This is a genomic window from uncultured Friedmanniella sp., from assembly GCF_964244285.1.
In the GTDB taxonomy this organism is placed as follows: domain Bacteria; phylum Actinomycetota; class Actinomycetes; order Propionibacteriales; family Propionibacteriaceae; genus Microlunatus.
The window spans coordinates 411,747-435,009 of the sequence record NZ_CAXTHT010000002.1; the positions used below are offsets into that span (position 1 = coordinate 411,747).

At 71.0% G+C, this 23,263-nt stretch carries 28 protein-coding genes and 2 tRNA genes; 21 read left to right on the top strand and 9 right to left on the bottom strand.

Features of this window, described 5'->3' with window-relative positions:
- Positions 1-39: 39 nt before the first annotated feature.
- Genes ACFE7W_RS06185 through ACFE7W_RS06195 form a run of 3 tightly spaced genes read right to left on the bottom strand, consistent with a single transcriptional unit; the run spans position 40 to position 2,807 of the window.
- Positions 40-915 carry an oxidoreductase gene (locus ACFE7W_RS06185; RefSeq protein ID WP_375387323.1) on the bottom strand — a complete coding sequence of 292 codons (876 nt, stop codon included), beginning with the start codon at positions 913-915 and terminating at the stop codon, positions 40-42.
- A gap of 21 nt (positions 916-936) precedes the next feature.
- On the bottom strand, positions 937-1,491 hold the full coding sequence (locus ACFE7W_RS06190; protein WP_375387322.1) for an isochorismatase family protein: 555 nt from the start codon (positions 1,489-1,491) through the stop codon (positions 937-939).
- On the bottom strand, positions 1,488-2,807 hold the full coding sequence (locus tag ACFE7W_RS06195; protein ID WP_375424214.1) for a nicotinate phosphoribosyltransferase: 1,320 nt from the start codon (positions 2,805-2,807) through the stop codon (positions 1,488-1,490). Before ACFE7W_RS06195 ends, ACFE7W_RS06190 begins: the two co-directional genes overlap by 4 nt.
- Positions 2,808-2,972: 165 nt before the next feature.
- On the opposite strand from ACFE7W_RS06195, the gene clpS reads away from it, so the two are divergent.
- The 5 genes from clpS to ACFE7W_RS06220 all read left to right on the top strand — a co-directional run bounded on the left by clpS (position 2,973) and on the right by ACFE7W_RS06220 (position 5,639).
- Positions 2,973-3,299 carry an ATP-dependent Clp protease adapter ClpS gene (gene clpS / locus ACFE7W_RS06200; RefSeq protein ID WP_375423916.1) on the top strand — a complete coding sequence of 109 codons (327 nt, stop codon included), beginning with the start codon at positions 2,973-2,975 and terminating at the stop codon, positions 3,297-3,299.
- Between the two features lie 13 nt (positions 3,300-3,312).
- Positions 3,313-3,888, top strand: coding sequence for a DUF2017 domain-containing protein (locus ACFE7W_RS06205; protein ID WP_375387320.1), 576 nt, complete (start codon positions 3,313-3,315; stop codon positions 3,886-3,888).
- Positions 3,889-3,936: 48 nt separating this feature from the next.
- Positions 3,937-4,344, top strand: a complete 408-nt coding sequence (locus ACFE7W_RS06210; protein WP_375387319.1) for a Mov34/MPN/PAD-1 family protein — start codon at positions 3,937-3,939, stop codon at positions 4,342-4,344.
- A 69-nt stretch (positions 4,345-4,413) separates the two neighbouring features.
- Positions 4,414-4,686, top strand: a complete 273-nt coding sequence (locus ACFE7W_RS06215; protein ID WP_375387318.1) for a MoaD/ThiS family protein — start codon at positions 4,414-4,416, stop codon at positions 4,684-4,686.
- Positions 4,687-4,688: 2 nt separating this feature from the next.
- Positions 4,689-5,639 carry a PLP-dependent cysteine synthase family protein gene (locus ACFE7W_RS06220; RefSeq protein ID WP_375387317.1) on the top strand — a complete coding sequence of 317 codons (951 nt, stop codon included), beginning with the start codon at positions 4,689-4,691 and terminating at the stop codon, positions 5,637-5,639.
- 4 nt (positions 5,640-5,643) lie between these two features.
- Here ACFE7W_RS06220 and ACFE7W_RS06225 read toward each other — a convergent pair whose 3' ends face one another.
- Positions 5,644-6,246, bottom strand: coding sequence for a TIGR03086 family metal-binding protein (locus ACFE7W_RS06225; RefSeq protein WP_375387316.1), 603 nt, complete (start codon positions 6,244-6,246; stop codon positions 5,644-5,646).
- 38 nt (positions 6,247-6,284) lie between these two features.
- Between ACFE7W_RS06225 and murI the strand changes: the two genes are divergently transcribed.
- From murI to ACFE7W_RS06260, 7 genes are all read left to right on the top strand, one after another.
- Positions 6,285-7,085, top strand: coding sequence for a glutamate racemase (gene murI / locus ACFE7W_RS06230; protein WP_375387315.1), 801 nt, complete (start codon positions 6,285-6,287; stop codon positions 7,083-7,085).
- A gap of 12 nt (positions 7,086-7,097) precedes the next feature.
- Complete coding sequence (locus ACFE7W_RS06235; RefSeq protein ID WP_375387314.1) at positions 7,098-7,898, top strand: MBL fold metallo-hydrolase; 801 nt, start codon at positions 7,098-7,100, stop codon at positions 7,896-7,898.
- Positions 7,879-8,628 carry a ribonuclease PH gene (gene rph / locus ACFE7W_RS06240; RefSeq protein WP_375424215.1) on the top strand — a complete coding sequence of 250 codons (750 nt, stop codon included), beginning with the start codon at positions 7,879-7,881 and terminating at the stop codon, positions 8,626-8,628. The genes ACFE7W_RS06235 and rph overlap by 20 nt, the downstream gene beginning before the upstream one ends.
- Positions 8,625-9,290, top strand: coding sequence for an RdgB/HAM1 family non-canonical purine NTP pyrophosphatase (rdgB, locus tag ACFE7W_RS06245; RefSeq protein WP_375423917.1), 666 nt, complete (start codon positions 8,625-8,627; stop codon positions 9,288-9,290). Before rph ends, rdgB begins: the two co-directional genes overlap by 4 nt.
- Positions 9,291-10,106: a thymidylate synthase gene (locus ACFE7W_RS06250; RefSeq protein ID WP_375387311.1), complete on the top strand. Its 816-nt coding sequence runs from the start codon at positions 9,291-9,293 to the stop codon at positions 10,104-10,106. It begins immediately after the preceding gene.
- Positions 10,107-10,113: 7 nt separating this feature from the next.
- The gene (locus tag ACFE7W_RS06255) at positions 10,114-10,611 is read left to right on the top strand and encodes a dihydrofolate reductase (RefSeq protein ID WP_375387310.1); all 498 of its coding nucleotides are present in this window, start codon (positions 10,114-10,116) and stop codon (positions 10,609-10,611) included.
- Positions 10,612-10,623: 12 nt separating this feature from the next.
- A tRNA-Leu gene (locus ACFE7W_RS06260) sits at positions 10,624-10,704 on the top strand.
- A gap of 9 nt (positions 10,705-10,713) precedes the next feature.
- Here ACFE7W_RS06260 and bcp read toward each other — a convergent pair.
- Complete coding sequence (gene bcp, locus ACFE7W_RS06265) at positions 10,714-11,193, bottom strand: thioredoxin-dependent thiol peroxidase (protein WP_375387309.1); 480 nt, start codon at positions 11,191-11,193, stop codon at positions 10,714-10,716.
- A 156-nt stretch (positions 11,194-11,349) separates the two neighbouring features.
- Between bcp and ACFE7W_RS06270 the strand changes: the two genes are divergently transcribed.
- The 5 genes from ACFE7W_RS06270 to ACFE7W_RS06290 all read left to right on the top strand — a co-directional run bounded on the left by ACFE7W_RS06270 (position 11,350) and on the right by ACFE7W_RS06290 (position 16,016).
- Positions 11,350-11,664, top strand: a complete 315-nt coding sequence (locus tag ACFE7W_RS06270) for a DUF3618 domain-containing protein (RefSeq protein ID WP_375387308.1) — start codon at positions 11,350-11,352, stop codon at positions 11,662-11,664.
- A gap of 162 nt (positions 11,665-11,826) precedes the next feature.
- Positions 11,827-13,137: an ABC transporter substrate-binding protein gene (locus tag ACFE7W_RS06275; protein ID WP_375423918.1), complete on the top strand. Its 1,311-nt coding sequence runs from the start codon at positions 11,827-11,829 to the stop codon at positions 13,135-13,137.
- 78 nt (positions 13,138-13,215) lie between these two features.
- Entirely contained in the window at positions 13,216-14,310 is a 1,095-nt protein-coding gene (locus tag ACFE7W_RS06280; RefSeq protein ID WP_375387306.1) for a carbohydrate ABC transporter permease, read from the top strand.
- Positions 14,311-14,429: 119 nt separating this feature from the next.
- The gene (locus ACFE7W_RS06285; protein WP_375424216.1) at positions 14,430-15,239 is read left to right on the top strand and encodes a carbohydrate ABC transporter permease; all 810 of its coding nucleotides are present in this window, start codon (positions 14,430-14,432) and stop codon (positions 15,237-15,239) included.
- A 144-nt stretch (positions 15,240-15,383) separates the two neighbouring features.
- Complete coding sequence (locus ACFE7W_RS06290; protein ID WP_375387304.1) at positions 15,384-16,016, top strand: DedA family protein; 633 nt, start codon at positions 15,384-15,386, stop codon at positions 16,014-16,016.
- A 22-nt stretch (positions 16,017-16,038) separates the two neighbouring features.
- Here the strand turns inward: ACFE7W_RS06290 and ACFE7W_RS06295 are convergent, their stop codons facing one another.
- On the bottom strand, positions 16,039-16,191 hold the full coding sequence (locus ACFE7W_RS06295; RefSeq protein ID WP_375387303.1) for a hypothetical protein: 153 nt from the start codon (positions 16,189-16,191) through the stop codon (positions 16,039-16,041).
- 199 nt (positions 16,192-16,390) lie between these two features.
- Between ACFE7W_RS06295 and ACFE7W_RS06300 the strand changes: the two genes are divergently transcribed.
- On the top strand, positions 16,391-17,035 hold the full coding sequence (locus ACFE7W_RS06300; RefSeq protein WP_375387302.1) for a B12-binding domain-containing protein: 645 nt from the start codon (positions 16,391-16,393) through the stop codon (positions 17,033-17,035).
- Between the two features lie 130 nt (positions 17,036-17,165).
- Positions 17,166-18,560, top strand: a complete 1,395-nt coding sequence (locus ACFE7W_RS06305; protein WP_375387301.1) for a GAF domain-containing protein — start codon at positions 17,166-17,168, stop codon at positions 18,558-18,560.
- A gap of 373 nt (positions 18,561-18,933) precedes the next feature.
- On the opposite strand, the gene ACFE7W_RS06310 is transcribed toward ACFE7W_RS06305, so the two are convergent.
- A complete protein-coding gene (locus tag ACFE7W_RS06310; protein ID WP_375387300.1) occupies positions 18,934-19,419 on the bottom strand; it encodes a VOC family protein in 486 nt (161 codons plus the stop codon).
- A 76-nt stretch (positions 19,420-19,495) separates the two neighbouring features.
- Between ACFE7W_RS06310 and ACFE7W_RS06315 the strand changes: the two genes are divergently transcribed.
- The gene (locus ACFE7W_RS06315) at positions 19,496-20,605 is read left to right on the top strand and encodes an FAD-dependent oxidoreductase (RefSeq protein WP_375387299.1); all 1,110 of its coding nucleotides are present in this window, start codon (positions 19,496-19,498) and stop codon (positions 20,603-20,605) included.
- Positions 20,606-20,747: 142 nt separating this feature from the next.
- Positions 20,748-21,374 carry a TetR/AcrR family transcriptional regulator gene (locus tag ACFE7W_RS06320; protein ID WP_375387298.1) on the top strand — a complete coding sequence of 209 codons (627 nt, stop codon included), beginning with the start codon at positions 20,748-20,750 and terminating at the stop codon, positions 21,372-21,374.
- A 194-nt stretch (positions 21,375-21,568) separates the two neighbouring features.
- Here the strand turns inward: ACFE7W_RS06320 and ACFE7W_RS06325 are convergent.
- Both ACFE7W_RS06325 and ACFE7W_RS06330 read right to left on the bottom strand, forming a co-directional pair.
- Positions 21,569-21,641: transfer RNA gene (locus tag ACFE7W_RS06325), tRNA-Lys, on the bottom strand.
- On the bottom strand, positions 21,624-23,261 hold the full coding sequence (locus ACFE7W_RS06330) for a phytoene desaturase family protein (RefSeq protein ID WP_375387297.1): 1,638 nt from the start codon (positions 23,259-23,261) through the stop codon (positions 21,624-21,626). Before ACFE7W_RS06330 ends, ACFE7W_RS06325 begins: the two co-directional genes overlap by 18 nt.
- Positions 23,262-23,263 lie beyond the last annotated feature (2 nt).

The window sequence follows — 23,263 nt, forward strand, 5'->3', positions numbered from 1 at the left end:
GCGGCCCTGACGGCATGGCCCTGGCGCCGAACGCCGCGGTCAGGCGGGGTAGGCGACCCCGGTCAGCTGCTCCGACGCCACCCAGAGCTGTCGGGCCACCTCGGGGTCCGTCGCGGCCGCGCTGCGCCCGACCAGTGTCGGGTACCCGCTCATCTCGTTCCGTCCGTCCGGGCCCACGTAGCTGCCGCCGGGTAGGTCGGTGACCACCGCGTACAGGCTCGGCAGCGCCCCTTGGGCGTCACTCTGGGCGAACACGCGGTTGGCCACGGCCATCGCCGCACGGGCGACCGGGTTGCTGGAGCGGCCCTGCAGGTTCGTCGCCGCGTAGCCCGGGTGGGCCGCCAGAGCGCGGATGGGAGAGCCCTGCTGCTCCAACCGGTGCTCCAGCTCGAGGGTGAACAGCAGGTTGGCCAGCTTGGACTGCCCGTACGCCGCGTACGGGGTGTAGCGGCGACGCTCGAACTGCAGGTCGTCGAGCACGATCCGGCCCCGTCGGTGAAGGCCGGAGGAGACGGTGACCACGCGGTCGGTGATGGCCGGCAGGAACAGCAGCGTGAGGGCGAAGTGGCCGAGGTGGTTGGTGCCGAACTGACGCTCGAAGCCGTCGACCGTCGTGCCCCGGGGGACGGCCATGATGCCGGCGTTGTTGACCAGCACGTCCAGCGGCCCCGTCCAGCCGGCGGCGAAGGCGCGGACCGAGGAGAGGTCGGCCAGGTCCAGCAGCCGCACCTCGACGTCGCCCGTCATGGCCCGGGCCGCCTCCTCGCCGCGCGCCCGGTCGCGGACGGCCAGCACCACCCGGCCGCCGGCGCGAGCCAGCTCGGCCGCCGTCACCCGACCCAGCCCGCTGTTGGCACCGGTGACCACGAAGGTCCGTCCGGCCTGGGAGGGAATCTGGTCAGCGGTCCACGTCACGCGCCCACGATAGGTGGGGGTTCAGCGGGTGCTGACTCCGGCGTCCGCCAGCTCCGCCAGGGTGGCGTCGAGCCGGTCCGGGGCCACGGCGGCGGTCAGGCTGAGCAGCACGGTGGTGGCGAAGCCGGCCTGCGCGGCATCCAGGGCGGTGGCGCGGACGCAGTGGTCGGTGGCGATCCCGCACACCTCCACCGCCTCGACCCCGTGCTGGCGGAGGAAGTCGGCCAGCCGGCTGCCCTGCGCCGAGCGGCCCTCGAAGCCGGAGTAGGCGGCCTCGTACTCGCCCTTGTCGAAGACGGCGTCGAAGTCACGGAAGCCGAGGGCGTCGTGGAACTCCACGCCGGGCGTCCCGACCTCGCAGTGCCGGGGCCAGCTGTCGACGAAGTCGGGGGAGTCGGAGAAGTGGCTGCCGGGATCGATGTGGTGGTCGCGGGTGGCCACGACCACGTCGTAGGGGTGGTCGCCGGCCAGCAGTCCGGTGACCGCGGCCGCCACGGCAGCCCCACCGGCGACGGCCAGCGACCCGCCCTCGCAGAAGTCGCGCTGCACGTCGACGACGACCAGCGCGGTGCTCACGCGTCCGCCCGTGCCACGGCCCCGAGCCGGGCGGCGAAGGGGTTGCCGTCGGGGATCCCGGCACCGGCGTAGACGGTCTCCAGCACCGGTTCTCCCCGGGACATCTTGGACGCCTCCATCGGCAGCTCGGCGCGGCTGCGGACGTGCCGCTCGCGGGCGGCCGAGAGGGGCTCGTCCCCGATGACCTCCCCGCCGCGGACCAGCGGCACCAGCAGCTCACGGTCGTCGGAGTCGTGCCGGGAGACCGCCCCGACCCCGATCAGCTCGGCCTCGGCCACGCCGTCGGGGGAGAGCTGGCGGACGGCGTACTTGCGTCCGCCGACCGAGATCTTGTCGGTGCTCTTCTTGGCCACGGGCTCCAGCGGCGCGCCGGGGTCATTGGAGCCGGCCCGGGCCACCAGCTTGTAGACGAAGCCGCAGGTCGGGTGGCCGCTGCCGGTGACCAGCGAGGTGCCGACGCCGTAGCCGTCGACCGGCGCCCCGGACAGCGCAGCGATCGTGTACTCGTCCAGGTCGCTGGTCACGATGATCCGGGTCGTCGTGGCGCCGAGGGAGTCCAGCAGCTCGCGCACCTGGGTGGCGCGCAGGGCCAGGTCGCCGGAGTCCAGCCGCACCGCCCCGAGCCGGCCGCCGGTCAGCTCGACCCCGGTCCGGACGGCCGCCTCGACGTCGTAGGTGTCGACCAGCAGGGTGGTGTCCTCACCCAGCGCGGCGATCTGGGCGGCGAACGCCTCCCGCTCGGTGGGGTGCAGCAGGGTGAACGAGTGGGCCGAGGTGCCGCGGGTCGGGACGCCGTAGCGACGACCGGCCTCCAGGTTCGACGTGGCCTCGAAGCCGGCGATGTAGGCCGCCCGGGCCGCGGCGACGGCGGCCAGCTCCTGGGTCCGGCGCGAGCCCATCTCGATGCACGGCCGGCTGCCCGCCATCAGGGTCATCCGGGAGGCCGCCGAGGCGATCGCGGCGTCGTGGTTGTAGATGCTGAGCAGCACCGTCTCCAGCATCACGCCGGCGGCGAAGCTCGACTCGACGACCACGATCGGCGAGCCGGGGAAGTAGATCTCGCCCTCCGGGTAGCCCCAGATGTCGCCGTCGAAGCGGAAGCCCGCCAGCCAGTCGGCGGTGGCCGTGTCCACCACGTCCGCCTCCTGCAGGAACCGCAGCGACTCCTCGTCGAAGCGGAACTGGTTCAGCGCCCGCAGGGCCCGGCCGACCCCGGCGACGACGCCGTAGCGGCGGCCCGGGGGCAGCCGTCGGGCGAACAGCTCGAACACGCAGCGCCGGTTCGCCGTCCCGGCCTCCAGCGCGGCCCGCAGCATCGTGAGCTCGTAGTGGTCGGTGAGCAGGGCGGTCGTCGGCACCTCGCGGGGTCCCCAGGAGGTGGCGCCGGTCGACAACACGTCGGTGCCGGTGCGTGGAGAAGCGGTCACGACGGTCAGCCTAACGAGCGCCACTGGTGCGACCGCCGCGCCGGGTTTGTCACAATGGTCGGCATGGCCGAAACCGAGGGTGGCAGCGCCGTCCCTGCCGGCGGCACCGCAGTCGTCGAGCGGCCGCTCGAGCAGGTCCTCCCGCAGACCCCCTGGGTGACGATCGTCTGGGACGACCCCGTGAACCTGATGTCGTACGTGACCCACGTGTTCGTGACCTACTTCCACTACGCCAAGCCCAAGGCCACCAAGCTGATGATGCAGGTCCACTCCGACGGCAAGGCCGTGGTCTCGAGCGGCTCGCGGGAGGAGATGGAGCGCGACGTGAACGCCATGCACGAGTACGGCCTCTGGGCCACCATCGACAAGTCCGACGAGTGATGGGGGCCGACACGTGAGGAAGTTCTCCCGGCGCCGTGGCGTGATCAGCACCTCCCTCAGCGGCTATGAGGTCGAGCTGCTGACGTCCCTGGTCAACCAGCTGGTGGAGCTGGTATCCGACGGCGAGCCGGAGCAGTACGCGCCGGCCGAGGGGGAGGCGGACTCGTTCGAGCGACTGGTCCGCGACCTGCAGGCCGACCCCGACGAGCCCGAGGTCTCCGACGACCCCGTGCTCCGGCGGCTGTTCCCCAACGCCTACCCCCACGACGCGGCCGCGTCCTCGGACTTCCGGCGCTTCACCGAGCGCGACCTGCGGGGCAAGAAGGTGGAGGACGCGGTGGTCGTGCTTCGGGCCCTCGGGGAGACGGAGGCCGGCGCGAAGGACCTGCGGGTCGACCCGGCCCAGGCGGACGCCTGGCTGCGGACGCTGACCAGTGTCCGGCTCGCCGTCGCCACGCGGCTGGGGATCACCGACGCCGAGAGCGCCGACGACCTGGCCCAGCTGCCGGAGGAGGACCCGCGCAGCTTCATGGTCAGCGTCTACGACTGGCTCGGCTTCGCCCAGGAGACCCTGATCTCGTCCCTGTAACCGTCTGCTGAGCCCGTCGAAGGGCGGGTACCGGTTAGGCTCGCCGCCGTGCTCAGCATCGCCCAGTCCCACGTGGACGCCATGGTGGCCCACGCCCGCGCCGACCACCCGGACGAGGCGTGCGGGGTGATCGTCGGCCCGGAGGGGTCCGACGTCCCGACCCGGATCCTGGCCATGACCAACGCCGACCGCTCGCCCACCTTCTTCCGCTTCGACCCGACCGAGCAGCTGCACCTCTACCAGGAGATGGACGACCGGGACGAGGAGATCGTCGTCGTCTACCACTCCCACACCGCGACCGAGGCCTACCCGTCGCGTACCGACATCTCCTACGCCGCCGAGCCGCAGGCGCACTACGTGCTGGTCTCGACCGCCCTTCAGGAGAGGGTCTCAGTTCGTTCGTACCGGATCCTCGACGGTGTCGTGACCGAGGAAGAGCTCGCGATCTCGGAATAGTGCCTGGTGGGCGCGCGTTCGGACGGAGAACGCCGCGGCACGTGGCGGCCTGGTCAGAAAGAGGCGGACATGGCGGTAGAGGTACGGATCCCGACGATCCTGCGCACCTTCACGGGCGGGGAGAAGAGGGTCGACGGCACGGGCGCCACGCTGGCCCAGGTGATCGACGACGTCGACTCCCGGCACCCGGGGATCAAGTCGCGGCTGATCGAGGCCGACACCCTCCGCCGCTTCGTCAACGTCTACGTCAACGACGAGGACGTCCGGTTCTCCGGTGGGCTCGAGGCGGCAACCGCGGACGGGGACGTCGTGGTCGTGCTCCCGGCCGTCGCCGGCGGCTGAGCGTGGTCCGCTACAACTCCCTCGCCGACTCCGTCGGCCACACCCCGCTGGTCGGACTGCCGTCGATGTCCCCGAGCCCGACGGTGCGCCTGTGGGCCAAGCTCGAGGACCGCAACCCGACGGGATCGATCAAGGACCGTGCCGCCCTCAACATGATCCGGGTGGCCGAGGACTCGGGCCAGCTGCGGAAGGGCTCGACCATCCTGGAGCCCACGAGCGGCAACACGGGCATCTCGCTGGCCATGGCCGCCAAGCTCGCCGGATACCGGCTGATCTGCGTGATGCCGGAGAACACCTCGGTCGAGCGACGCCAGATCCTCGCGATGTGGGGGGCCGAGATCGTGTCCTCCCCGGCCGCGGGCGGCTCGAACGAGGCCGTCCGGGTGGCCAAGGAGCTGGCCGCGGAGCACCCCGACTGGGTGATGCTCTACCAGTACGGCAACCCCGCCAACGCCGAGGCGCACTACCTGACCACGGGCCCCGAGATCCTCGAGGACCTGCCCGAGGTCACCCACGTGGTGGCCGGTCTGGGCACCACCGGCACCCTAATGGGCGTGGGCCGTTTCTTCGCCGACAAGAAGCCCGACGTCAAGATCATCGCCGCCGAGCCCCGCTACGGCGAGCTCGTCTACGGACTCCGCAACCTCGACGAGGGCTTCGTGCCCGAGCTGTACGACCCGCAGTACGTGACGTCGAGGTTCTCGGTCGGCTCCCGCGACGCCGTCCGTCGCGTCCGTGAGCTGCTCGAGCGCGAAGGCATCTTCGCCGGGCTGTCCTCCGGCGCGATCGTGCACGCAGCGCTGGCCCAGGCGGCCCGCGCCGAGAAGGCCGGGGTGGCCGCGGACATCGTGCTGGTCATCTGCGACGGCGGCTGGAAGTACCTCTCCACCGGCGCCTACACCACCGATCTCGACGCCACCGAGGACTTCCTGGACACCCAGGTCTGGGCCTGAGCTCTCACCGAGCGCCGGCCACCCAGCCGGGGTCCCGGCCGGCGGCACCGAGCGTGCGGTGCAGCAGGGGAGCCTGGTCCTCGACCGGGACGACGGGCCCGAAGAGGCCCCGTCGGGCGGCGGGGTCGTCCGGGGTCTCCGACACCATCTGCCAGGACGCCGCCACGTTCGCCTCGGCCACCCGGATCTGCTGACCGGTCGCCACCGCCAGGTCCCAGCCGTGCAGCACCAGCTCGTTGTTGGCCACGACGCCCATCACCGTGCCGGGCAGTTCCACCCCGCCCGCGACGGTCATCCCCGTCCAGGCCGCAGGGTCACGCCAGCCGCCGACGAGCCCGGCCAGCCGGAGCGGCAGCTCCTCGCGCCATCCGGCCGCCAGCTCGACGTCCGCCGAGCTCGGGGCGCTTCGCGTCAGGGGTCCGTCGAGCTTTCGGGCGGCGTCGGTGAAGGCGCGGCTGAGGCCGATGAGGTGCACCAGCAGCACGCTCACCGGGTAGCGGCACGGCGTCGGCAGGCTCAGGTGCTCCTCGGTCACGCCGAGCACGAGGCGTGCGAGGTCTATGGCGGGCGCGTCGAGGTCCAGGGGCGGGGCGTCGGGCGTGGGCATGAGGGGTGGACCGGCGCCGGGTCGTAAACTCATCGCCCGTGACTCCCGACACCGAGGCCCCGATCGGGATCTTCGACTCCGGGTTCGGTGGGTTGACCGTGGCGCGGGCGGTGATCGACCAGCTGCCGTACGAGGACGTGGTCTACCTCGGCGACACCGCACGTGCTCCCTACGGCGAGCAGCCCATCGCCAGCGTCCGCGAGTTCGCCCTGGAGTGCCTGGACCACCTCGTCGCCCAAGGGGTGAAAGCCCTGGTCATCGCCTGCAACTCGGCCAGTGCGGCCGTGCTGCGGGACGCTCGCGAGCGGTACCGGGTCCCCGTGGTCGAAGTGATCCTGCCGGCCGCCCGGCGGGCCGTGGCCACCACCCGGAGCGGGCGCGTCGGGGTGATCTGCACCGAGGCGACCGCCACCTCCCAGGCCTACGACGACGCGTTCGCTGCCGCTCCGCAGGTGGAGCTCTCCACCGTGGCCTGCCCCCGCTTCGTTCCCTTCGTCGAGGCCGGGGTCACCGGTGGGCCCGAGCTGCTGGCCTGCGCCGAGCAGTATCTGCAGCCGCTGCGGGCGGCCGGGATCGACACCCTGGTGCTGGGCTGCACGCACTACCCGCTGCTGACCGGGGTCCTCGCCTACGTCCTCGGCGACGGGGTCAGCCTGGTCTCGAGCGCCGACGAGTGCGCGCTGGAGGTCTACGCCACCCTGACCCGCCGCGGCCTGACCCACGACCACCCGCGGAGGCCGAGCCACCGCTTCCTCACCACCGGCAGCCCGGAGGCGTTCGAGGGCGTGGGTCGCCGACTGATGGGCGGCCTGGTCTCCGACGTCGAGCAGTTCGCGTGAGGAGCTGACGTCGTGCGCCTGACCGTCATCGGCTGCAGTGGTTCCACGTCGGGTCCCGACTCGCCCGCCTCCAGCTACCTCGTCCAGGCGCCGTACCAGGGCCGGACCTACTCGCTGGTCCTCGATCTCGGGCCGGGGGCGTTCGGCCGGCTGTGGGCCCAGCTCGACCCGCGCGAGGTCGACGCGATCGCGCTGACCCACCTGCACCCTGACCACTGCCTGGACCTCTGCGCGTTCTACGTGGGCGCCCGCTACTCCCCGACGGCACCGTGGGCACCCGTCCCGGTGCTGGGACCGTCCGGCACCCGCGAGCGGATCGTGCGGGCCTACGAGGTCACCGCTCCCGGCGTCGTCGATCCCGAACCCGGACCCGGCATCGGCGAGCACTTCGGCTACCGGGACTGGCGGCCCGAGCAGCGGCTCGGGCCGTTCGTGGTCGAGACCGTCCGGGTCGACCACCCCGTCGAGACCTACGCCCTCCGTGTCACCGGAGACGGTCCTGGCGGCGGCACCCTGGTCTACTCCGGCGACACGGGCCCGTGCCCCGCGCTGGTCGAGCTGGCGCGCGACGCCGACCTGCTGCTGGCCGAGGCGGCCTTCCTCGACCGGCCCGGCAACCCGACGGGGCTGCACCTCTCGGGCCGCGAGGCGGCCGAGACCGCGGCTGCGGCGGGGGTGCGCAGGCTGGTGCTCACCCACATCCCGCCCTGGCACGACCCGGACCGGGTGCTGGCCGAGGCGGCGCCCCACTACCAGGGCCCGATCGAGCTGGCCCGGTCCGCCTGCTCCTGGACTGTCGGTGCACGCCCCTAGGGTGGAGCCCATGACCCGAGCCGACGGACGCGAACTCGACCAGCTGCGCGAGGTGCGCTTCACCCGGAACTGGCTGAGCCAGGCGGAGGGGTCGGTGCTCGTCGAGTACGGCCAGACGCGGGTCCTCGTCGCGGCCAGCGTCACCGTCGGGGTGCCCCGCTGGCGCAAGGGCTCCGGGCTCGGCTGGGTGACCAGTGAGTACGCGATGCTGCCGCGGGCCACCAACACCCGGAGCGACCGCGAGTCGGTCAAGGGCCGGATCGGCGGTCGGACGCACGAGATCAGCCGGCTGATCGGCCGCAGCCTGCGGGCGGTGATCGACTACAAGGCGCTCGGGGAGAACACGATCGTGCTCGACTGCGACGTCCTGCAGGCCGACGGCGGCACCCGGACGGCCTCGATCACCGGCGCCTACGTCGCCCTCGCCGACGCCGTGGCCTGGCTGCGGGGCCGGGACGCGCTGGCCGGCGAACCGCTGGTCGACAGTGTCGCGGCGGTGTCGGTGGGCGTGGTCGGCGGCGTCTCGATGCTGGACCTCTGCTACACCGAGGACTCCGCCGCCGACACCGACATGAACATCGTGATGAGCGGCGCCGGTACCTTCGTCGAGGTGCAGGGCACCGCCGAGGGCGCCCCGTTCGACCGCGGAACCCTCGACCAGCTGCTCGACCTCGGCGCCGCCGGTTGCGCCGAGCTGACCCGGCTGCAGCAGGCCGCGCTGAGCGCGTGAGCCTTCGACAGGCTCCGGGGGCGGTCGTCGTGCTGGCCACCAACAACGCCAAGAAGCTGGCCGAGCTCCGACGCATCGTGGCCACTGCGGCGCCCGAGATCGAGGTGCTCGCCCTCGCCGACCTCCCGGCGTACCCCGAACCGGCCGAGACAGGGGCCACGTTCGAGGAGAACGCCCTGCTCAAGGCTCGGGCCTGTGTCGAGGCCACCGGCCTGCCGGCGCTGGCTGATGACTCGGGACTGTCCGTGGACCGGCTGAACGGGATGCCCGGCGTCCGCTCGGCGCGCTGGTCGGGGGTCGACGCGAGCGACGCGAGCAACAACGAGCTGTTGCTGCGCCAGCTGTTCGACCTCACCGGAGCCGACCGGCGGGCCCATTTCCACTGCGCCATGGCCCTGGTGCTGCCTGAGGGCACCGAGCAGGTCGCCCGGGGGACCATGTCGGGTCAGCTCGTCGAGGCCCCGGTAGGGGACAATGGCTTCGGCTACGACCCGCTCTTCGTGGCTGACGGGCACGACCGGACCACCGCCGAGCTCGACCCGGCGGCCAAGGACGCGATCAGCCACCGGGGCCTGGCCATCGCCGCGATCGTGCCGGTGCTGGTCGCCGAGCTGCACCGCCTCCGACCGGGCGCGGCCACCGATGCGCAGGAGGAGTCCTGAGTGAAGACCTACCTCGACCTGCTCGACCACGTCCTCGACACGGGAGTACCGAAAGGGGACCGCACCGGCACGGGCACCCTCAGCACGTTCGGCTACCAGATGCGCTTCGACCTGCGCGCGGGCTTCCCGCTGCTGACCACCAAGAAGCTGCACGTCCGCTCCATCGTCGCCGAGCTGCTCTGGTTCATCTCGGGGTCGACGAACGTGAAGTGGCTGCACGAGCAGGGCGTGAGCATCTGGGACGAGTGGGCGGACGCGGACGGCGAGCTCGGCCCGGTCTACGGCTACCAGTGGCGCTCCTGGCCGACGCCGGAGGCGGGCCACGTGGACCAGCTGGCGGGCGCGGTCGAGGCGATCCGTACCAACCCGGACTCGCGGCGACACCTGGTCAGCGCCTGGAACGTGTCCGACCTCGGCGACATGGCCCTGCCCCCCTGCCACACGATGTTCCAGTTCTACGTGAGCCCCGCTGACGGGCCGGGTACCCGCGGCCGGCTGTCCTGCCAGCTGTACCAGCGCTCGGCCGACGTCTTCCTCGGCGTCCCGTTCAACATCGCCTCCTACGCCCTGCTCACCCACCTGGTGGCCCAGGTCTGCGACCTCGAGGTGGGTGACTTCGTGCACACCCTCGGCGACGCCCACCTCTACGTGAACCACCTGGACCAGGCCCGACGCCAGCTCGAGCGGGAGCCCCGCCCCCTGCCCCGGCTGGTGCTGAACCCGGCGGTGGGGTCCCTGGACGACTTCGCGATGGACGACATCGTGATCGAGGGCTACGACCCGCATCCGGGCATCAAGGCCCCGATCGCGGTCTGAGCCGTCGATGAGCCCCCGAGCGGAGGTGGTCGCGATCGCCGCCGTGGCCCAGAACCGGGTGATCGGTGCCGGTCCGGACATCCCCTGGCGTATCCCGGGCGAGCAGGCCCGCTTCAAACGGCTGACCATGGGCCACCCGTTGGTCATGGGCCGTCTCACCCACGACTCGATCGGGCGTCCACTGCCCGGCCGGACCACCCTGGTGGTCAGCCGGGACCCCGACTACGCCCCCGAGGGGGTGGTGGTCTTCGGCGACCTCGACGCCGCTCTCGACCGCGCCCTGCAGCTGGACGACCGGCTCGTGTTCGTGGCCGGGGGCGGCCAGGTCTACCGCGCGGCCTGGGCCCGGCTGGACGCCCTCGAGCTCACCGAGGTCCACCAGGAGCCGCCCGGGGACGTGCTGTTCCCGGTCGTCGACCCCGAGCAGTGGCGGCAGACCGAGCGGGAGGAGCACGACGGGTTCGCCCACGTCCGGCTCGTCCGGCGGAACGGCTCCAGGCGGTAGGCTGCGGCCGCCGCCGGAGTGGTGGAACGGTAGACACGCAGGATTTAGGTTCCTGTGCCTACGGGCGTGAGGGTTCGAGTCCCTCCTTCGGCACCGGCTCGGTCAGAGGCCGAGCTCGCGGCGCAGCTTGTCGACGTGGCCGGCCGCGCGGACGTTGTACTGCGCGACGGCGACCGTGCCGAGCCCCTTGGCGTTCACGTCGACCACGAAGGTCGAACGGATCACGCCTTCGACCAGCTTGCCGTAGAGCAGCTTCTCCCCGTACGCGCCGTAGCTGTCGAGCGTGCTGCGCTCGGTGTCGGACAGCAGCGGGAAGCCCACCGAGGACCGCTCGCGGAAGGTGGCCAGCTTGGTCTGGGCGTCGGGGGAGACGCCGAGCACGTGCACGCCCGCCGCGCTGAGGTCGGTCATCGCGGCCGTGAAGTCGACGGCTTGGGTGGTGCAGCCCGGGGTGAGCGCCGCCGGGTAGAAGTAGACGATGACCCGCTGGCCCGCGAAGTCGGCGAGGGACACCGGCTGACCGTCGGCGTCGGGCAGGGTGAAGGCCGGGGCCGGATCGCCGGTCGTCAGTCGGGTCGTCATGTCTCCGACCCTACTGGGGGCCGCCGACATCCATGCTCGTGTACCCGTCCGCCGCCATCCTCGGCCGCCCTCAGGCCTGCGGCGCCGCTGCAATACGCTGGCCCCCCAGACGCCGGCAGCTGCCGCGTCGGCCGCAGCAGGGAAGGGGTGGTGATGATGGCAGGCAGCAGCTCGGGCCGTCCGGATCGCGACAAGGACCAGATCGAAGCCGACCTGGCCGCCACGCGCGACCGCCTCACCGGAGCTCTCGAGTCGTTGATCGACCAGGTGCACCCCCAGCGGATCAAGCAGCGCGAGATCGCCGGCGCCAAGCGCTTCGTCAGCACCGAGATCGAGAACGCCAAGTCGCTGGTCTACAACGCCCGGGGCGACCTGCGCACCGACCGCTTGGCCGTCCTGGGCGGCGCCGCGGCAGGGCTCGTGTCCCTGGTGGTGGTCCTCCGCGCGGTCGCGCGCCGCCGCCGAGGCTGACCCCGCCTTCCCGGTACTGCTTCCCGCCCGGGTCGGTGTGTGAGAGGCTCCTTAACAAATCTCGACACTCGGTCAGCACGAGTTGCTCCAGAGTGACGAAGATCATCTAGTGTGGCGAAGTGGCACCACGGATGGGTGCCTCTACAACGAAGTGAGGCCTGAATGACTTTTCCACGTCCGGCGCGCCGCGTGCTTGTCGCGGCAGCGTCCCTAACCGCATTGCTCGCCGCGGCCGCCTGTGGTGGCGGTGGCTCCTCGACCCCGGCCGGTTCCTCGGCTCCGGGGGTCGACTTCTCCAAGCAGGGTGACACCGAGCTCTGGACCGGCAAGGACACCTCGGGGAACCTGAAGAACGTGGTGGCGGCCTTCAACGCCCAGCACCCGGCCGGCAAGGTGATCATCCACGAGCTGCCCGACAACGCTGACCAGCAGCGGGCGCAGATGATCCAGAACACCCAGATCAAGAACCCCAAGATGGGCATCCTGAGCACCGACGTCGTCTGGACCTCGGAGTTCGCGGCCAAGGGCATCCTGGTGCCGCTGCCGGCCGACCAGTTCCCGACCGACGGCTTCCTCAAGCCCACGGTCGACAGTGCGACCTACTTCAACAAGGTCTACGCCTACCCGCAGTCCTCCGACGGCGGCCTGCTGTACTACCGCAAGGACCTGCTCGACAAGTACAGCCTGCAGCCGCCCACCACCTTCGATGAGATGAAGGCTGACTGCACCAAGATCAAGGCGGGCGAGAACAACCCCAAGCTGGAGTGCTTCGCCGGCCAGTACAACAAGTACGAGGGTCTGACCGTCAACTTCGCCGAGGCCGTCAACGGGGCCGGCGGGGTCATCGTCGGCGACGACGGCAAGCCGAACGTGAACACCCCCGAGGCCATCAAGGGCCTGAGCACGCTGGCTGACTGGTTCAAGGACGGCACCATCCCCAAGGGTGCGATCACCTGGCAGGAGGAGCAGGGCCGTATCGCGTTCCAGGCCGGCAACCTGATCTTCCACCGCAACTGGGGCTACGTGTACAACCTCGCCGCCAAGACCGACGGCTCGTCCAAGATCGTCGGCAAGTACGCGGTGGCTCCGCTGCCGGGCATCGCCGGTCCGGGCGTCTCCAGCCTCGGCGGTCACAACCAGGGCATCGCCACCAACGCCGAGAACAAGGGCACGGCCGCGGACTTCATCAAGTACTTCTGCAGCGAAGAGGTGATGAAGGCCAACGTGATCGCGACCTCGTCCTCGGCCACCCGCGAGGGCATCTACTCCGACCCGGCCGTCATCAAGAAGTTCCCCTACATGCCGATCCAGCTCAAGAGCATCGAGACCGCGAAGCCGCGGCCGAAGGCGGTCGAGTACGGTGACGTCACCCTGGCCATCCAGGACGCCGCTTACGGTGCCCTGCAGGGTCAGACCCAGCCGGATGCGGCCATGGCCAGCTTGCAGACCAAGCTCCAGACGCTGATCAAGTAGTTCCTCGCTCTTCGGACCCCGGCGTGGCGTGAGCCACGCCGGGGCTCGGGGCATCTCTCCTCAAAGGAGGTTGGCCGCATGGCAACTGCCACCGCGGAGTCACAAAGTCTCCCCGCCGTCCAGCAGGACGGTCACAAACACAAGAAGAGCGCGCTCAGCGACGGACAGGGCCGGCTGGCCTGGATCCTGCTCGCCCCGACGCTGCTCGTGATCATCGTGGTGGCCGGCATCCCGGTGCTGCTGTCCATCCGCGAGTCGTTCTTCCAGACCAACTCCCTGCCTGACCCCACGACGGGCATCATCACCGGTGGGGAGAGCTTCAGCGGGCTGAAGAACTTCACCGCCATCTTCACCAACCCGGACAAGGTGGTCGGCAACTACGGCACCATCGGTCGCTTCTCCAACGCGTTCCTGAACACAACCGCCATCACCATCGTCTGCGTCATCCTCGAGACCGTTCTCGGGGTGGCGATGGCGCTGATCATGGCCAAGGCGTTCAAGGGCCGCGGGATCGTGCGCGCCGGCATCCTGGTGCCCTGGGCCATCCCCACGATCGTCTCCGCGCTGATGTGGAAGCTCATCTTCGACGAGGCCGGGGTGATGAACCGGATCCTCGGTACCCAGATCCTCTGGCTCGCCGACTCGCCGTCCTCGTTCTGGGCTGTCGTGATCGCCGACGTCTGGAAGACGGCGCCGTTCATCGGCCTGCTGACCCTCGCTGGGCTGCAGACCATCCCCGCCGAGGTCTACGAGGCCGCCAAGGTGGACGGAGCGACGACCTGGCAGCAGTTCGTCCGCATCACGCTGCCGATGGTCAAGCCCACGTTGGTGGTGGCGGTGCTCTTCCGCACCCTCGACACCCTCCGCATGTTCGACCTGCCCTGGGGCATGGTCGGGCAGGGCAAGTACCGGGTGGAGACCGTGTCGATCTTCGCCTACCAGGAAGCGACCGCCACCCGCTACGGGCCGGCGGCCGCCTACGCCATCGTGCTGTTCCTCTACGTGCTGCTCGTCGCCTTCATCTTCGTGAAGGTGCTCGGTGCGGACGTGATCGGTGACTCGGGCCTGCCCAAGAAGAAGAAGAAGCGGGGACGCGGCGCCGGTGTCGGCGGCGAGGACTCGGTCAAGGCCCAGGGCGCACCTGCGCTCGAGGCGATGGGAGGGAACCACTGATGGCTACCGCGGTAACGGCACCCACCCAGGCGCACCTGTCCCAGGCCGAGGTCGCGAAGCTCTCGCACCCGAAGCGGAGCGGCAAGGCCCTGTTCGGGATGATCGCTTCCTACGTGGGGATGGCGCTCATCGTCCTCTACTGCGTCATTCCCTTCTACTGGATGATCGTGTCCTCGCTGCGCCAGCCGAGCGAGGGCCGCAGCACGGAGTTCATCCCCAGCCCGGTGTCGGTGTTGAACTACAAGGGCGTCTTCGCGGGCGGCAACGCCTTCGGGCGCGCGTTGATCAACTCGGTGATCGTCTCGGGGACCACCACCGTGCTCACGCTCCTGTTCGGCATCGTGGCGGCGTACGCGCTGGCGCGGCTGCAGTTCAAGGGCAAGGGCGCCGTGCTGTGGCTCATCATGGCCTGCTCGATGTTCCCGTTGATCATCCTGATTCCGCCGCTGCTGAAGATGTTCTCCTCGACGGCGCCGTTCCAGTGGTTCCCCAACTGGATCAACACCTACCAGGCGGTCATCGTCCCCGGCCTCAGCTTCGGCTTGCCGCTCGCGGTGTGGAACCTCACCGCGTTCTTCAAGCAGATGCCGGTGGAGCTGGAGCAGGCGGCCATGGTGGACGGCTGCACGCCGGCCGTGGCCTTCCGTAAGGTGATCCTGCCGCTCGCGGCACCGGGCGTGTTCACGACGGCGATCATCGTGTTCATCGGGTCGTGGAACGAGTTCCTGGTCGCCCTGACCTTCCTGACCGACCAGGACCGGCAGACCGCCACCGTGGCGATCAGCAAGTTCACCGGGACGACCGGCTTCGACACTCCGTACGGCTCCATCATGGCGGCCGGTGTGATCGTGACCGTGCCACTCCTGATCGCGGTGCTGCTCTTCCAGCGCCGCATCGTCGCCGGCCTCACCGCAGGTGGCGTCAAGTAGGACCGCCTGAGCCCGTCGAAGGGCTCGAAGCCAGAGCTGGCGCAGTCGCAACCCGCGACTGCGCCAGTCCTGTGTCTGAAGGGTCACACCCTGTGGAGCCGCCGGACACAGGCTCGGCTCAGCCGGCCGACGTACCGTGAGAGAGTGAATCAGTTCTACGGCCACCTGCTCCTGGCCGCGTCCGTCCTGGTGGGCTCGGCGATCCCCTTCGTGCCCACCGGTGAGATGGTCAGTGGTGCGGCTGCAGTCGCTGCCCACTCCAAGCTCAACGTCTTGTTGATCTTCCTGATCACGTGGATCTGCTCGGTCCTGGGCGACACGGTGATGCTGATGGAGGCTCGGCTCGGCCGCCGTCGTCTGCAGGGTTGGCTGAACAGGGCGAAGTTCGGCACCCGGGTGACGACGGCTCAGCAGTCCCTGACGGGGAACGCCTTCAACGCGGTGGTGACCGGACGGCTGATCCCGGGCGGTCGGACGCCGGTGATCGTCGCGCTGGGCCTGTCCCGGTTCTCGGTCCGGCGCTTCATGCTGCTCGACACGGTCGCCTGCGCGCTCTGGGCGGGCATCTACTCCACCATCGGCTCCATCGGCGGCCGGATCGCCACCCACCCGGTCTGGGCGATGGTCATCGCCATCGCCTTCGCGGTGTCGATGGGCGTCCTGGTTCAGGAGCTGCGCAAGCTCTGGAGCTGGTACCGCGGTCGGTCGGTCACCGAGGACGCTGAGCCGAAGGTCGCCCACGCGCTCGACGTCGCTGACGAGGCGCGGGCTCGGTAACCTCGCTGGGTCGGGCCGCAGGTCAGCGGGCGAACGGCGTGTTGTGCCGCTGAGCCGCGATCAGAAGGTCCTCCCGCATCGCCGAGCTGCTGGCGTTGGCCAGGGCGCGCTCGATCTCACGGCGGGAGCGGCGCTCGTTGCGGCGGGAGCGGAGGTGGGTGGTGAGGCGTGACATGAGCGTTCCTTGCTGTTCCGAGGTCGAACTATTCGATCTCGAAATCTACAACCTGAAATCAGTCCGGGGTATTCCGCTCCGCCGGGCGGTACGAAGCCGGAGGTTGTCGATCCCGCCCTGCCTCTCCGGACCGCAGGTACGCTGACCTCAAGCCTCCAGTGGCGCTGCTCCATCCAACCCCCCGTTCGGAGCCAGGCACGTGTTATCACCTGTCCAGACCAGTCCCACGACGGTCATCCCTGACGTCCTCGAGGCGGCTCAGACCTACGACATCCGACGGCTGCTGTTCCTGCTGAACCAGTCGCAGACCACCTTCGGACTGGGAACGACGGTCGATGAGATCGTGATGCCCTCGATGCGCCTCGTGGGACGCCTGTGGGAGAGCGGCCAAGCCGACGTGGGCGAGGAGCACGTGGCCACAGTGGCGACGCAGATGTGGCTGGGACAGGTACTGGCGAACTCGGTCCCCCCGAACCGGATCGGCACGGTGTTACTCGCGTGCGGTCCGAGTGACCTGCACAGCCTGGGCCTGGAGTGCATGGCGGCCCTGCTCGCCGAGCGAGGCGCCGACTGTCGCAGTCTCGGCTCGGCCGTCCCGACGCGGTCGGTCGCCGCAGCCGTCGCCCGGGTCCGCCCCGTGGCGGTCGTGCTGGTGTCGCACTCTCTCAAGGGGCGGCCGGGAGCTGTCCGGACCCTCACCGCTGCGGCTCAGCAGGGCGTCGACGTCTACTACGCCGGAGCAGCCTTCGGGCTCGAGGGGAGTCGGACAGGTGTCCCGGGCTGCTATCTCGGCGAGCGTCTGAGCGACGCGGCCGACCTGGTGGTGCGGCTCAGTCTGGGCTGAGATGCGACGTTGACGCGAGGTCTACTGTGGGAGCACGCGACTCGGTTCCCCCGGACCGGGCACGGGCACCATGAACAGTGGGCCGGCGGCGCTTTCCCCCAGCAGCGTCGGGTCCGCGGTAGGGGCGTGGATGACCGACACCTCTCCGGCTACGGCAGTCGAACGTGCCGGCTCACCGGCGACGCCGGCGACGCCTCTGGTGGGCCAGGCGGCGGGCGCGGACGAACGCCTGGTGGACGAGCTCGACCGCTCCGTCCGGCGGCGACGGGTCCAGCGGCTGCTGCGGGCGCACAAGCTGCTCGCAGCCGAGCTCAGCCTGCCGTCGCTGTACCGCCAGGTCGCCGCCGTCGGTGGTCGCCTGGTCGACCGGTCGGCCTCCTCGCTCGTCGTGCTGAACGCCGACGGCGAGGTGGTCCAGCTGCTCGAGTGGGGGGCCTCGACCGGCGAGGCCACCACGACCGAGCTCCAGCCGGCCGACGCCGGGCAGCTGACGCGGCTGGTGAGCCGGCTCTGGCCCGAGCTCGTGCGTCGCCTGTCTCCGCGCGAGCGGGTCGCCCCGGAGGTAGGTGCTGCGTGGCTGCCCGGAGACCTGGCGGTGCCCGTCACCTATCGCGGCACCCTGCTCGCCGTCCTCAACGTGCACCAGGAGAGCTCGCGGTCCTTCAGTGTCGCCGACCGGGACATCCTGGCCAGCTTCGGTCTCACCGCCGGTATCGCGATCGAGAACGCCCGGCTGTACGAGGAGTCCCGGCAGCGGGAGGTCTGGCTGGAGCACGCCGCCACCCTCAGCACGGGCCTGCTCGGGAGTGCCGGGCAGGGGACGGCGGTGGCGCTGGTGGCCGAGGGGGTGCAGCGGCTGGCCGACGCCGACCACGTCGCCCTCTGGACCTCAAGCAGCCCCGACGACGTCTCGACGGCGTCGGCCGCCGGCTGGGAAGGGACGCTACCGCTGCCCTCGACGGCCGACGTCCTGGCGCGGCAGGCGCTCGAGCAGCGGCGGGGAGTCCGGACGCTGGCCGGCGATCACCCGCGCAGCCCGCTGGGTGTGGCCGCCGTCGGGCTCGGGGCGGGGCCGCTGATGGCCTTCCCCTTCGGTGCCGAGGGCGGGCAGTCCGGTCTGATGGTGGTCCTGCGCCGCAGCGGCCGTCCGGCCTTCTCCGGGTTCGAGCTGGACCGGGCGATCGAGTTCACCACCCAGCTGGCCCTGGCTGTCGAGGTGCTTTCGGCGCGGACCCTGCACCACCAGCTGCTGCTGGTCACCGAGCGCGAGCGGCTGGCCACCAACCTGCGCGACGACGTCGTCCAGGATCTCTACGCCGCGGGCCTGAAGGCCAGCAGCCTGGCTGCGGACATGCCGAACGGGGAGTCGCGGTCGAGGCTCAACGAGGTGGTGGCGATCCTGCACGACTGCGTCATCCAGCTGCGCCGCTCGATCTTCCGGCTCAAGCAGCCGGGCTTCGAGGTCGCCGCTGATGACGACGACTCTCGGGAGGGCCGCGAGGGTGTCGAACCTCCAACCCGCTGAAGGCTTACTCCCAGGGCAGACTGACCCTGTCCGGTGCGCCGTCATCGGCACGCAAGCCCGACGGACGTGACCAGCACGGTCGTGAGCGCCAGCCGGCGAGGTCGATGACTCCGACAATCTGCGTCCCTCGAGACCTCAGACCTCACACCGAGACCCGGGGCGGTTCAAGGGAGCCTGGCCCGGGTCTTCGGCTTCGGGGCGGCGGAGCTGTGGTCAAGCTGAGTCGATCGCCCTTCCCGACGGGCGGTGACCTGCAGCCGCCGACGCGCTGACCCAATCGTGCCAAGGCGGCCGGTTCAAGCGGGCCTTGCTGCTCGCGCTCGCCCGCGGGCTCTGACCCGGTCTTCCTGTCGCGCAGCATCAGCGGCCCTCGTCACCGCTCCTGTGGCGCTCGCTGCCCAGAGGCTGGCGTCGCTGCGTGCTCGTCCAGACCGGGTCCGGCCGCGAGCTGCCCGACGTTCGCAGCGGAGGGTGGTGGGGCGGAGCCGCTGACCTCGATCAGGCCGTAGACCCGCCCGGCGGGCCCTCGAAAGTGCTGGTAGCGCACCGGCCCCGCCCCACCCCCCGAGCCCAGCAGGCTCCAGCCGCTGGCCGCGAGGTCGCGAACGACGGCGTCGAGGTCGGCTACGCGGAAGCCCAGCACGACGTCCTGGTCGGCGAAGAGGTAGGGGGGAGCGTCGTAGCCCGGCGCGCAGTACTCGATGACGTCCCCACGGCGTGTCTGCAGCATCACGTGGTACTCGGTGCTCGCGAGCACCTCGAGCCCCAGGACCTCGCCCAGCCGCCGCGCATCGTCCAGGTCTTCGACGTCGACCCGGTGCGCGACCCAGGTGATCTCGTGGGCCGGCGGAGTAGTCACGGCACAACTATAAGGCCTTTACATTTCTGCGGTGAGCGGTTAGCGTCCTCGCATCGAGCTCACGAAGGAGTGGTTGATGGCAGCTCAGCAGGAACCGATCGTCGTCCTGGGGGCCGGGCCCGCCGGCATGGCGAGTGCCCTCGCCCTCCACGCGGCAGGCCAGCCGGTGGTGCTCCTCGAGCGGTACACCGAGGCCCGCCCGGCGGGCAACATCTTGAACCTGTGGCCGCCGCCCATCAAGGCACTGGCGCTGATGGGGGTCGACGTGAGCGACCTTGGGGCACCCTGCCACTCCACGTTCCGCAGCAGCACGGGTCGCGTCCGGGCCGATGTCCAGATCCCCTCCGAGGTCGTCGAGGAGTTCGGCGGCGGCTTCATCGGCATGCTCCGCCCCGACCTGTACCGGCGGATGCTCGCGGCCCTGCCCGAGGGCATGTTGCGCACCGGACAGGAGGTGAGCGGCATCGCCGACCGCGGCCCGCTGGTCGAGCTCACGCTCCGGGACGGGACGACGGTACGGACGCCCGTGCTGGTCGGCGCCGACGGCATCGGCTCCATGGTGCGCACGCACCTGTGGGGTGACACGCCCAAACGCGAACACAAGCTGGCGATCATCGGCGGCTACACCTTCGAGCTGCCACCGGCGGCGGAGCCGGGGGAGTGCGTCGTCGCGCACAGCGCGACCACCCAGGGTGCCTACACCTCGATCCGCAGTGAGGGCCGCGACGGCTACCAGTGGTGGGTGCTGGAGGCGTGGGAGCCGTCCCGACCGGCGCCGGCTGACCTGCACGCGCACGCGACCGCGGCGGCGGCCCCCTTCGGCGACGCCCTTCGTCAGCTGGTGGCCGCCACCCCGGCGGGAAACCTGCAGCGCTGGCCCATCCGGGACCGGGTGCCGCTGAAGAAGTGGTCGAAGGGTCGCATCACCCTTGCCGGTGACGCCGCGCACGCGACGTCGCCGTATGCGGCCTACGGTGCGGGGATGTCGATCGGCGACGGCTACTTCATCGGCCAGGCGCTCGCCGGGGTCGACCTGACCGACAGCGGGGCCGTAGCAGCCGCGCTCCTCGCGTACGAGAAACCCGCATCCCGCACACGACCGCCCAGGTCCAGCAGGCCTACATCCTCGGCAAGGTCTTCCACCACGCTCCGGCCCCGCTCCGCCCCGTCCGCGATCTCATCCTGAACCGAACGCCGTTGCTGCAAAAGCAGGTCGGCGAGCGCAGTCCGGCCGAGATCGTGGCCCAGCTCGCCGAGATGGGGACGGGCGTTCGCGAGCCGGCCTCGGCGCCGCACTGAGGAGGATGCCGCTGAGAGAAGATGCAGGGGTGACCTTGCCCCCGCACCTTGCCCCCACGGTCCGAGTCCCTCAGCAGGAACGCAGTCGCCAGGGCTGGGAGCGGGTGCTCGAGGTCGGGCTCCAGCTCCTCGAGGACGGGGGCGCCGAGGCGGTCACCATCACCGAGGTCTGCCGCCGGGCCCGAGTGTCCCCGCCCAGCCTGTACGCGCGGGTGGACGGTCGAGCCGGGCTGTTCGCCGCCGTCTACGAGCGAGGGATGACCGCCGTCCGGGCGACCGAGCAAGCCGTCTTCGAGGCACGGCCCGCGTTCGGGGCGCCGCCGGAGGCCCGGGCGGCTGACGCCGCCGCCGGCCTGGCCGAGGTGTTCCGCCGGCATCACCGCTTCCTGCGCCCGGTGATCGCGCTGGCCGCCGCGGACCCGGACCTGCTGCGGCGCGGCGGGACCGAGTCCCAGCGACTGCTGGGGCTCGTAGCGGCTGCGCTACCCCTCCCGCCCGACCAGGCGGGTGAGGTGGCCCGCACGCTCTACGCGGAATGCATCCTCCGCACCATGTACGGGCCGGCCTTCCTCACCCCCGAACCCGAGACCGACGCCGGCTTCAAGCAACGCCTGGGTCGACTCGCCGCCCGCATGTGCGCTTTCGACGTGGCGTGAGGGACCGGAGGCTGCTGAGATCAGCCGGCCCGGTCCAAGGTCGGGTCGGCCGAGTCCCACCGCGACACCGACACCGACACCGACTTGAGCTGACTACCGGGCCATCGGTTCTGATGCCCTGGCCCCTGCACCAGTCCTTGGGGCCCCCGAGAATCGGGTGGAACCGAGCCGAAACCGTTTGGCTAGGGAGTCTGTGCGCCGCGAGGGAATCGAACCCCCAACCCGCTGATTAAGAGTCAGCTGCTCTGCCTATTGAGCTAGCGGCGCGCGAGGAGCAACATTAGCAAACGGCTGCGGCGGGGTGAAATCGACTTCTCCCGGCTCGAGGACGGCCATGGCGGCGTCGTGACCGCCGAGGCCGCTGACCGCCCCGCCGCGGACGGCGCCGGAGCCGCAGAGCAGGACGCCCGGGTACGCGGTGGCGACGCCCCAGCGCTCAGCGGCGCTGGCCGGGGTCGCGCCGGCGGGCAGCCAGGGCCAGCTGAGGTCGCCGTGGAAGATGTGACCGCCGGGCAGGCCGAGCTCGTCCTCGAGGTCGAGCGGGGTCACCACCTCCACGCACGGCCGTCCGTCGGCGTCGACCTCCAGACAGTCCTCGAGCGGCTCGGCCAGCACGGCCTGCAGGGAGCGGAGCGCTGCCGCGCCGACCTCGGCGCGCCGGCCGTCCGGGTCGTCGGCGAACAGCCGGGCCGGGGTGTGCAGGGCGAAGAGCGTCAAGGTGTGCGCCCCGCCGGCACGGAGCTCTGGCCCGAGGATCGTCGGGTCGGTCAGGCTGTGGCAGTAGGCCTCCACGGGCAGCGGGTCGGGGATCCGGCCGGCCTCGGCCTCGGCGTGGGCCTGCTCGAGCCGGGTGTAACCCTGGGCCAGGTGCAGGGTGCCCGCGAAGGCGGTCTCGGGGTCGAGTCCCGACCGTAGCCGCGGCAGCCGGCGCAGCACCAGGTTGACCTTGGTCTGGCTGCCTTCGGGCCGCACCGCCGGCTCGCCGAGGAGGGCCGCGAGGGTGGCCGGTGCGCAGCCCACGAGGACCGAGGGAGCAGTCACCCTGCTGCCGTCGGCCAGCGTCACGGTTCCGCCACCCGACGGGTCGGGCTGCAGCCGGACCACCGCAGCACCCGTACGCAGCTCGGCGCCCGCCGCCCGGGCCACCCGTTCCAGCTCGGCGGCGACCCGGCCCATGCCGCCGACCGGTACCCGCCACTCGCCGGTCCCGTTGCCCACCACGTGGTAGAGGAAGCAGCGGTTCTGCCGCAGGCTCGGCTCGTGCGCGCGGGCGAAGGTGCCGATCAGTGCGTCGGTGAGGACCACGCCACGGAGGGTGTCGTCGATGAGGCTCGCCTCGAGCAGCTCGCCGACGGGCCGCTCCACCAGGCTCCGCCACAGGTCCGGCTCGACGCCGTCGCGCAGGTCCTCCTCGCGGGGGAGCGGCTGCATCAGCGTGGGCGCCACGACCTCGGCCAGCGCAGTGAGTCGTTCCTCCAGCCGCTGCCAGCCGGCACGGTCGGCCGGTGCGACCGCCGTGAACGACGCTTCTGTCGCAGGCCCGGGAACCCGCTCCACCAGCAGCCCGCCGTCCCCGAGAGGGGAGTAGGAGGCGATCCGGCGCGAGGCCAGCTCGAGCTCCAGACCGAGCTCGTCGACCAGCTGCCGGGGGAGCACCGAGACCAGGTAGGAGAACCGTGACAGGTTCGCATCCACGCCACGGAACGGCCGGCCGCTGGCCACCGCGCCACCGACGGTGTCCCGCGCCTCGAGCAGCACGACGCGGCGCCCGGCCCGGGCCAGGTAGGCGGCGGCCACCAGGGCGTTGTGGCCGCCGCCGATGATCACCGCGTCGGGATGATCATGGTGCAGGACACCATGATCATCGTCGACGCGGCTGTTGATCATGG

Excerpts from the sequence above, each read along its gene's own strand:
- ACFE7W_RS06195 (WP_375424214.1), bottom strand. The coding sequence starts at position 2,807 with ATGCTGCGGGCCGCGCTGGAGGCCGGGACGGCGAACCGGCGCTGCGTG.
- clpS (WP_375423916.1), top strand. The coding sequence starts at position 2,973 with ATGGTCGGCATGGCCGAAACCGAGGGTGGCAGCGCCGTCCCTGCCGGC.
- ACFE7W_RS06215 (WP_375387318.1), top strand. The coding sequence starts at position 4,414 with ATGGCGGTAGAGGTACGGATCCCGACGATCCTGCGCACCTTCACGGGC.
- ACFE7W_RS06225 (WP_375387316.1), bottom strand. The coding sequence starts at position 6,246 with ATGCCCACGCCCGACGCCCCGCCCCTGGACCTCGACGCGCCCGCCATA.
- ACFE7W_RS06255 (WP_375387310.1), top strand. The coding sequence starts at position 10,114 with ATGAGCCCCCGAGCGGAGGTGGTCGCGATCGCCGCCGTGGCCCAGAAC.
- bcp (WP_375387309.1), bottom strand. The coding sequence starts at position 11,193 with ATGACGACCCGACTGACGACCGGCGATCCGGCCCCGGCCTTCACCCTG.
- ACFE7W_RS06270 (WP_375387308.1), top strand. The coding sequence starts at position 11,350 with ATGGCAGGCAGCAGCTCGGGCCGTCCGGATCGCGACAAGGACCAGATC.
- ACFE7W_RS06275 (WP_375423918.1), top strand. The coding sequence starts at position 11,827 with ATGACTTTTCCACGTCCGGCGCGCCGCGTGCTTGTCGCGGCAGCGTCC.
- ACFE7W_RS06280 (WP_375387306.1), top strand. The coding sequence starts at position 13,216 with ATGGCAACTGCCACCGCGGAGTCACAAAGTCTCCCCGCCGTCCAGCAG.
- ACFE7W_RS06285 (WP_375424216.1), top strand. The coding sequence starts at position 14,430 with ATGGCGCTCATCGTCCTCTACTGCGTCATTCCCTTCTACTGGATGATC.
- ACFE7W_RS06295 (WP_375387303.1), bottom strand. The coding sequence starts at position 16,191 with ATGTCACGCCTCACCACCCACCTCCGCTCCCGCCGCAACGAGCGCCGC.
- ACFE7W_RS06305 (WP_375387301.1), top strand. The coding sequence starts at position 17,166 with ATGACCGACACCTCTCCGGCTACGGCAGTCGAACGTGCCGGCTCACCG.
- ACFE7W_RS06315 (WP_375387299.1), top strand. The coding sequence starts at position 19,496 with ATGGCAGCTCAGCAGGAACCGATCGTCGTCCTGGGGGCCGGGCCCGCC.
- ACFE7W_RS06330 (WP_375387297.1), bottom strand. The coding sequence starts at position 23,261 with ATGATCAACAGCCGCGTCGACGATGATCATGGTGTCCTGCACCATGAT.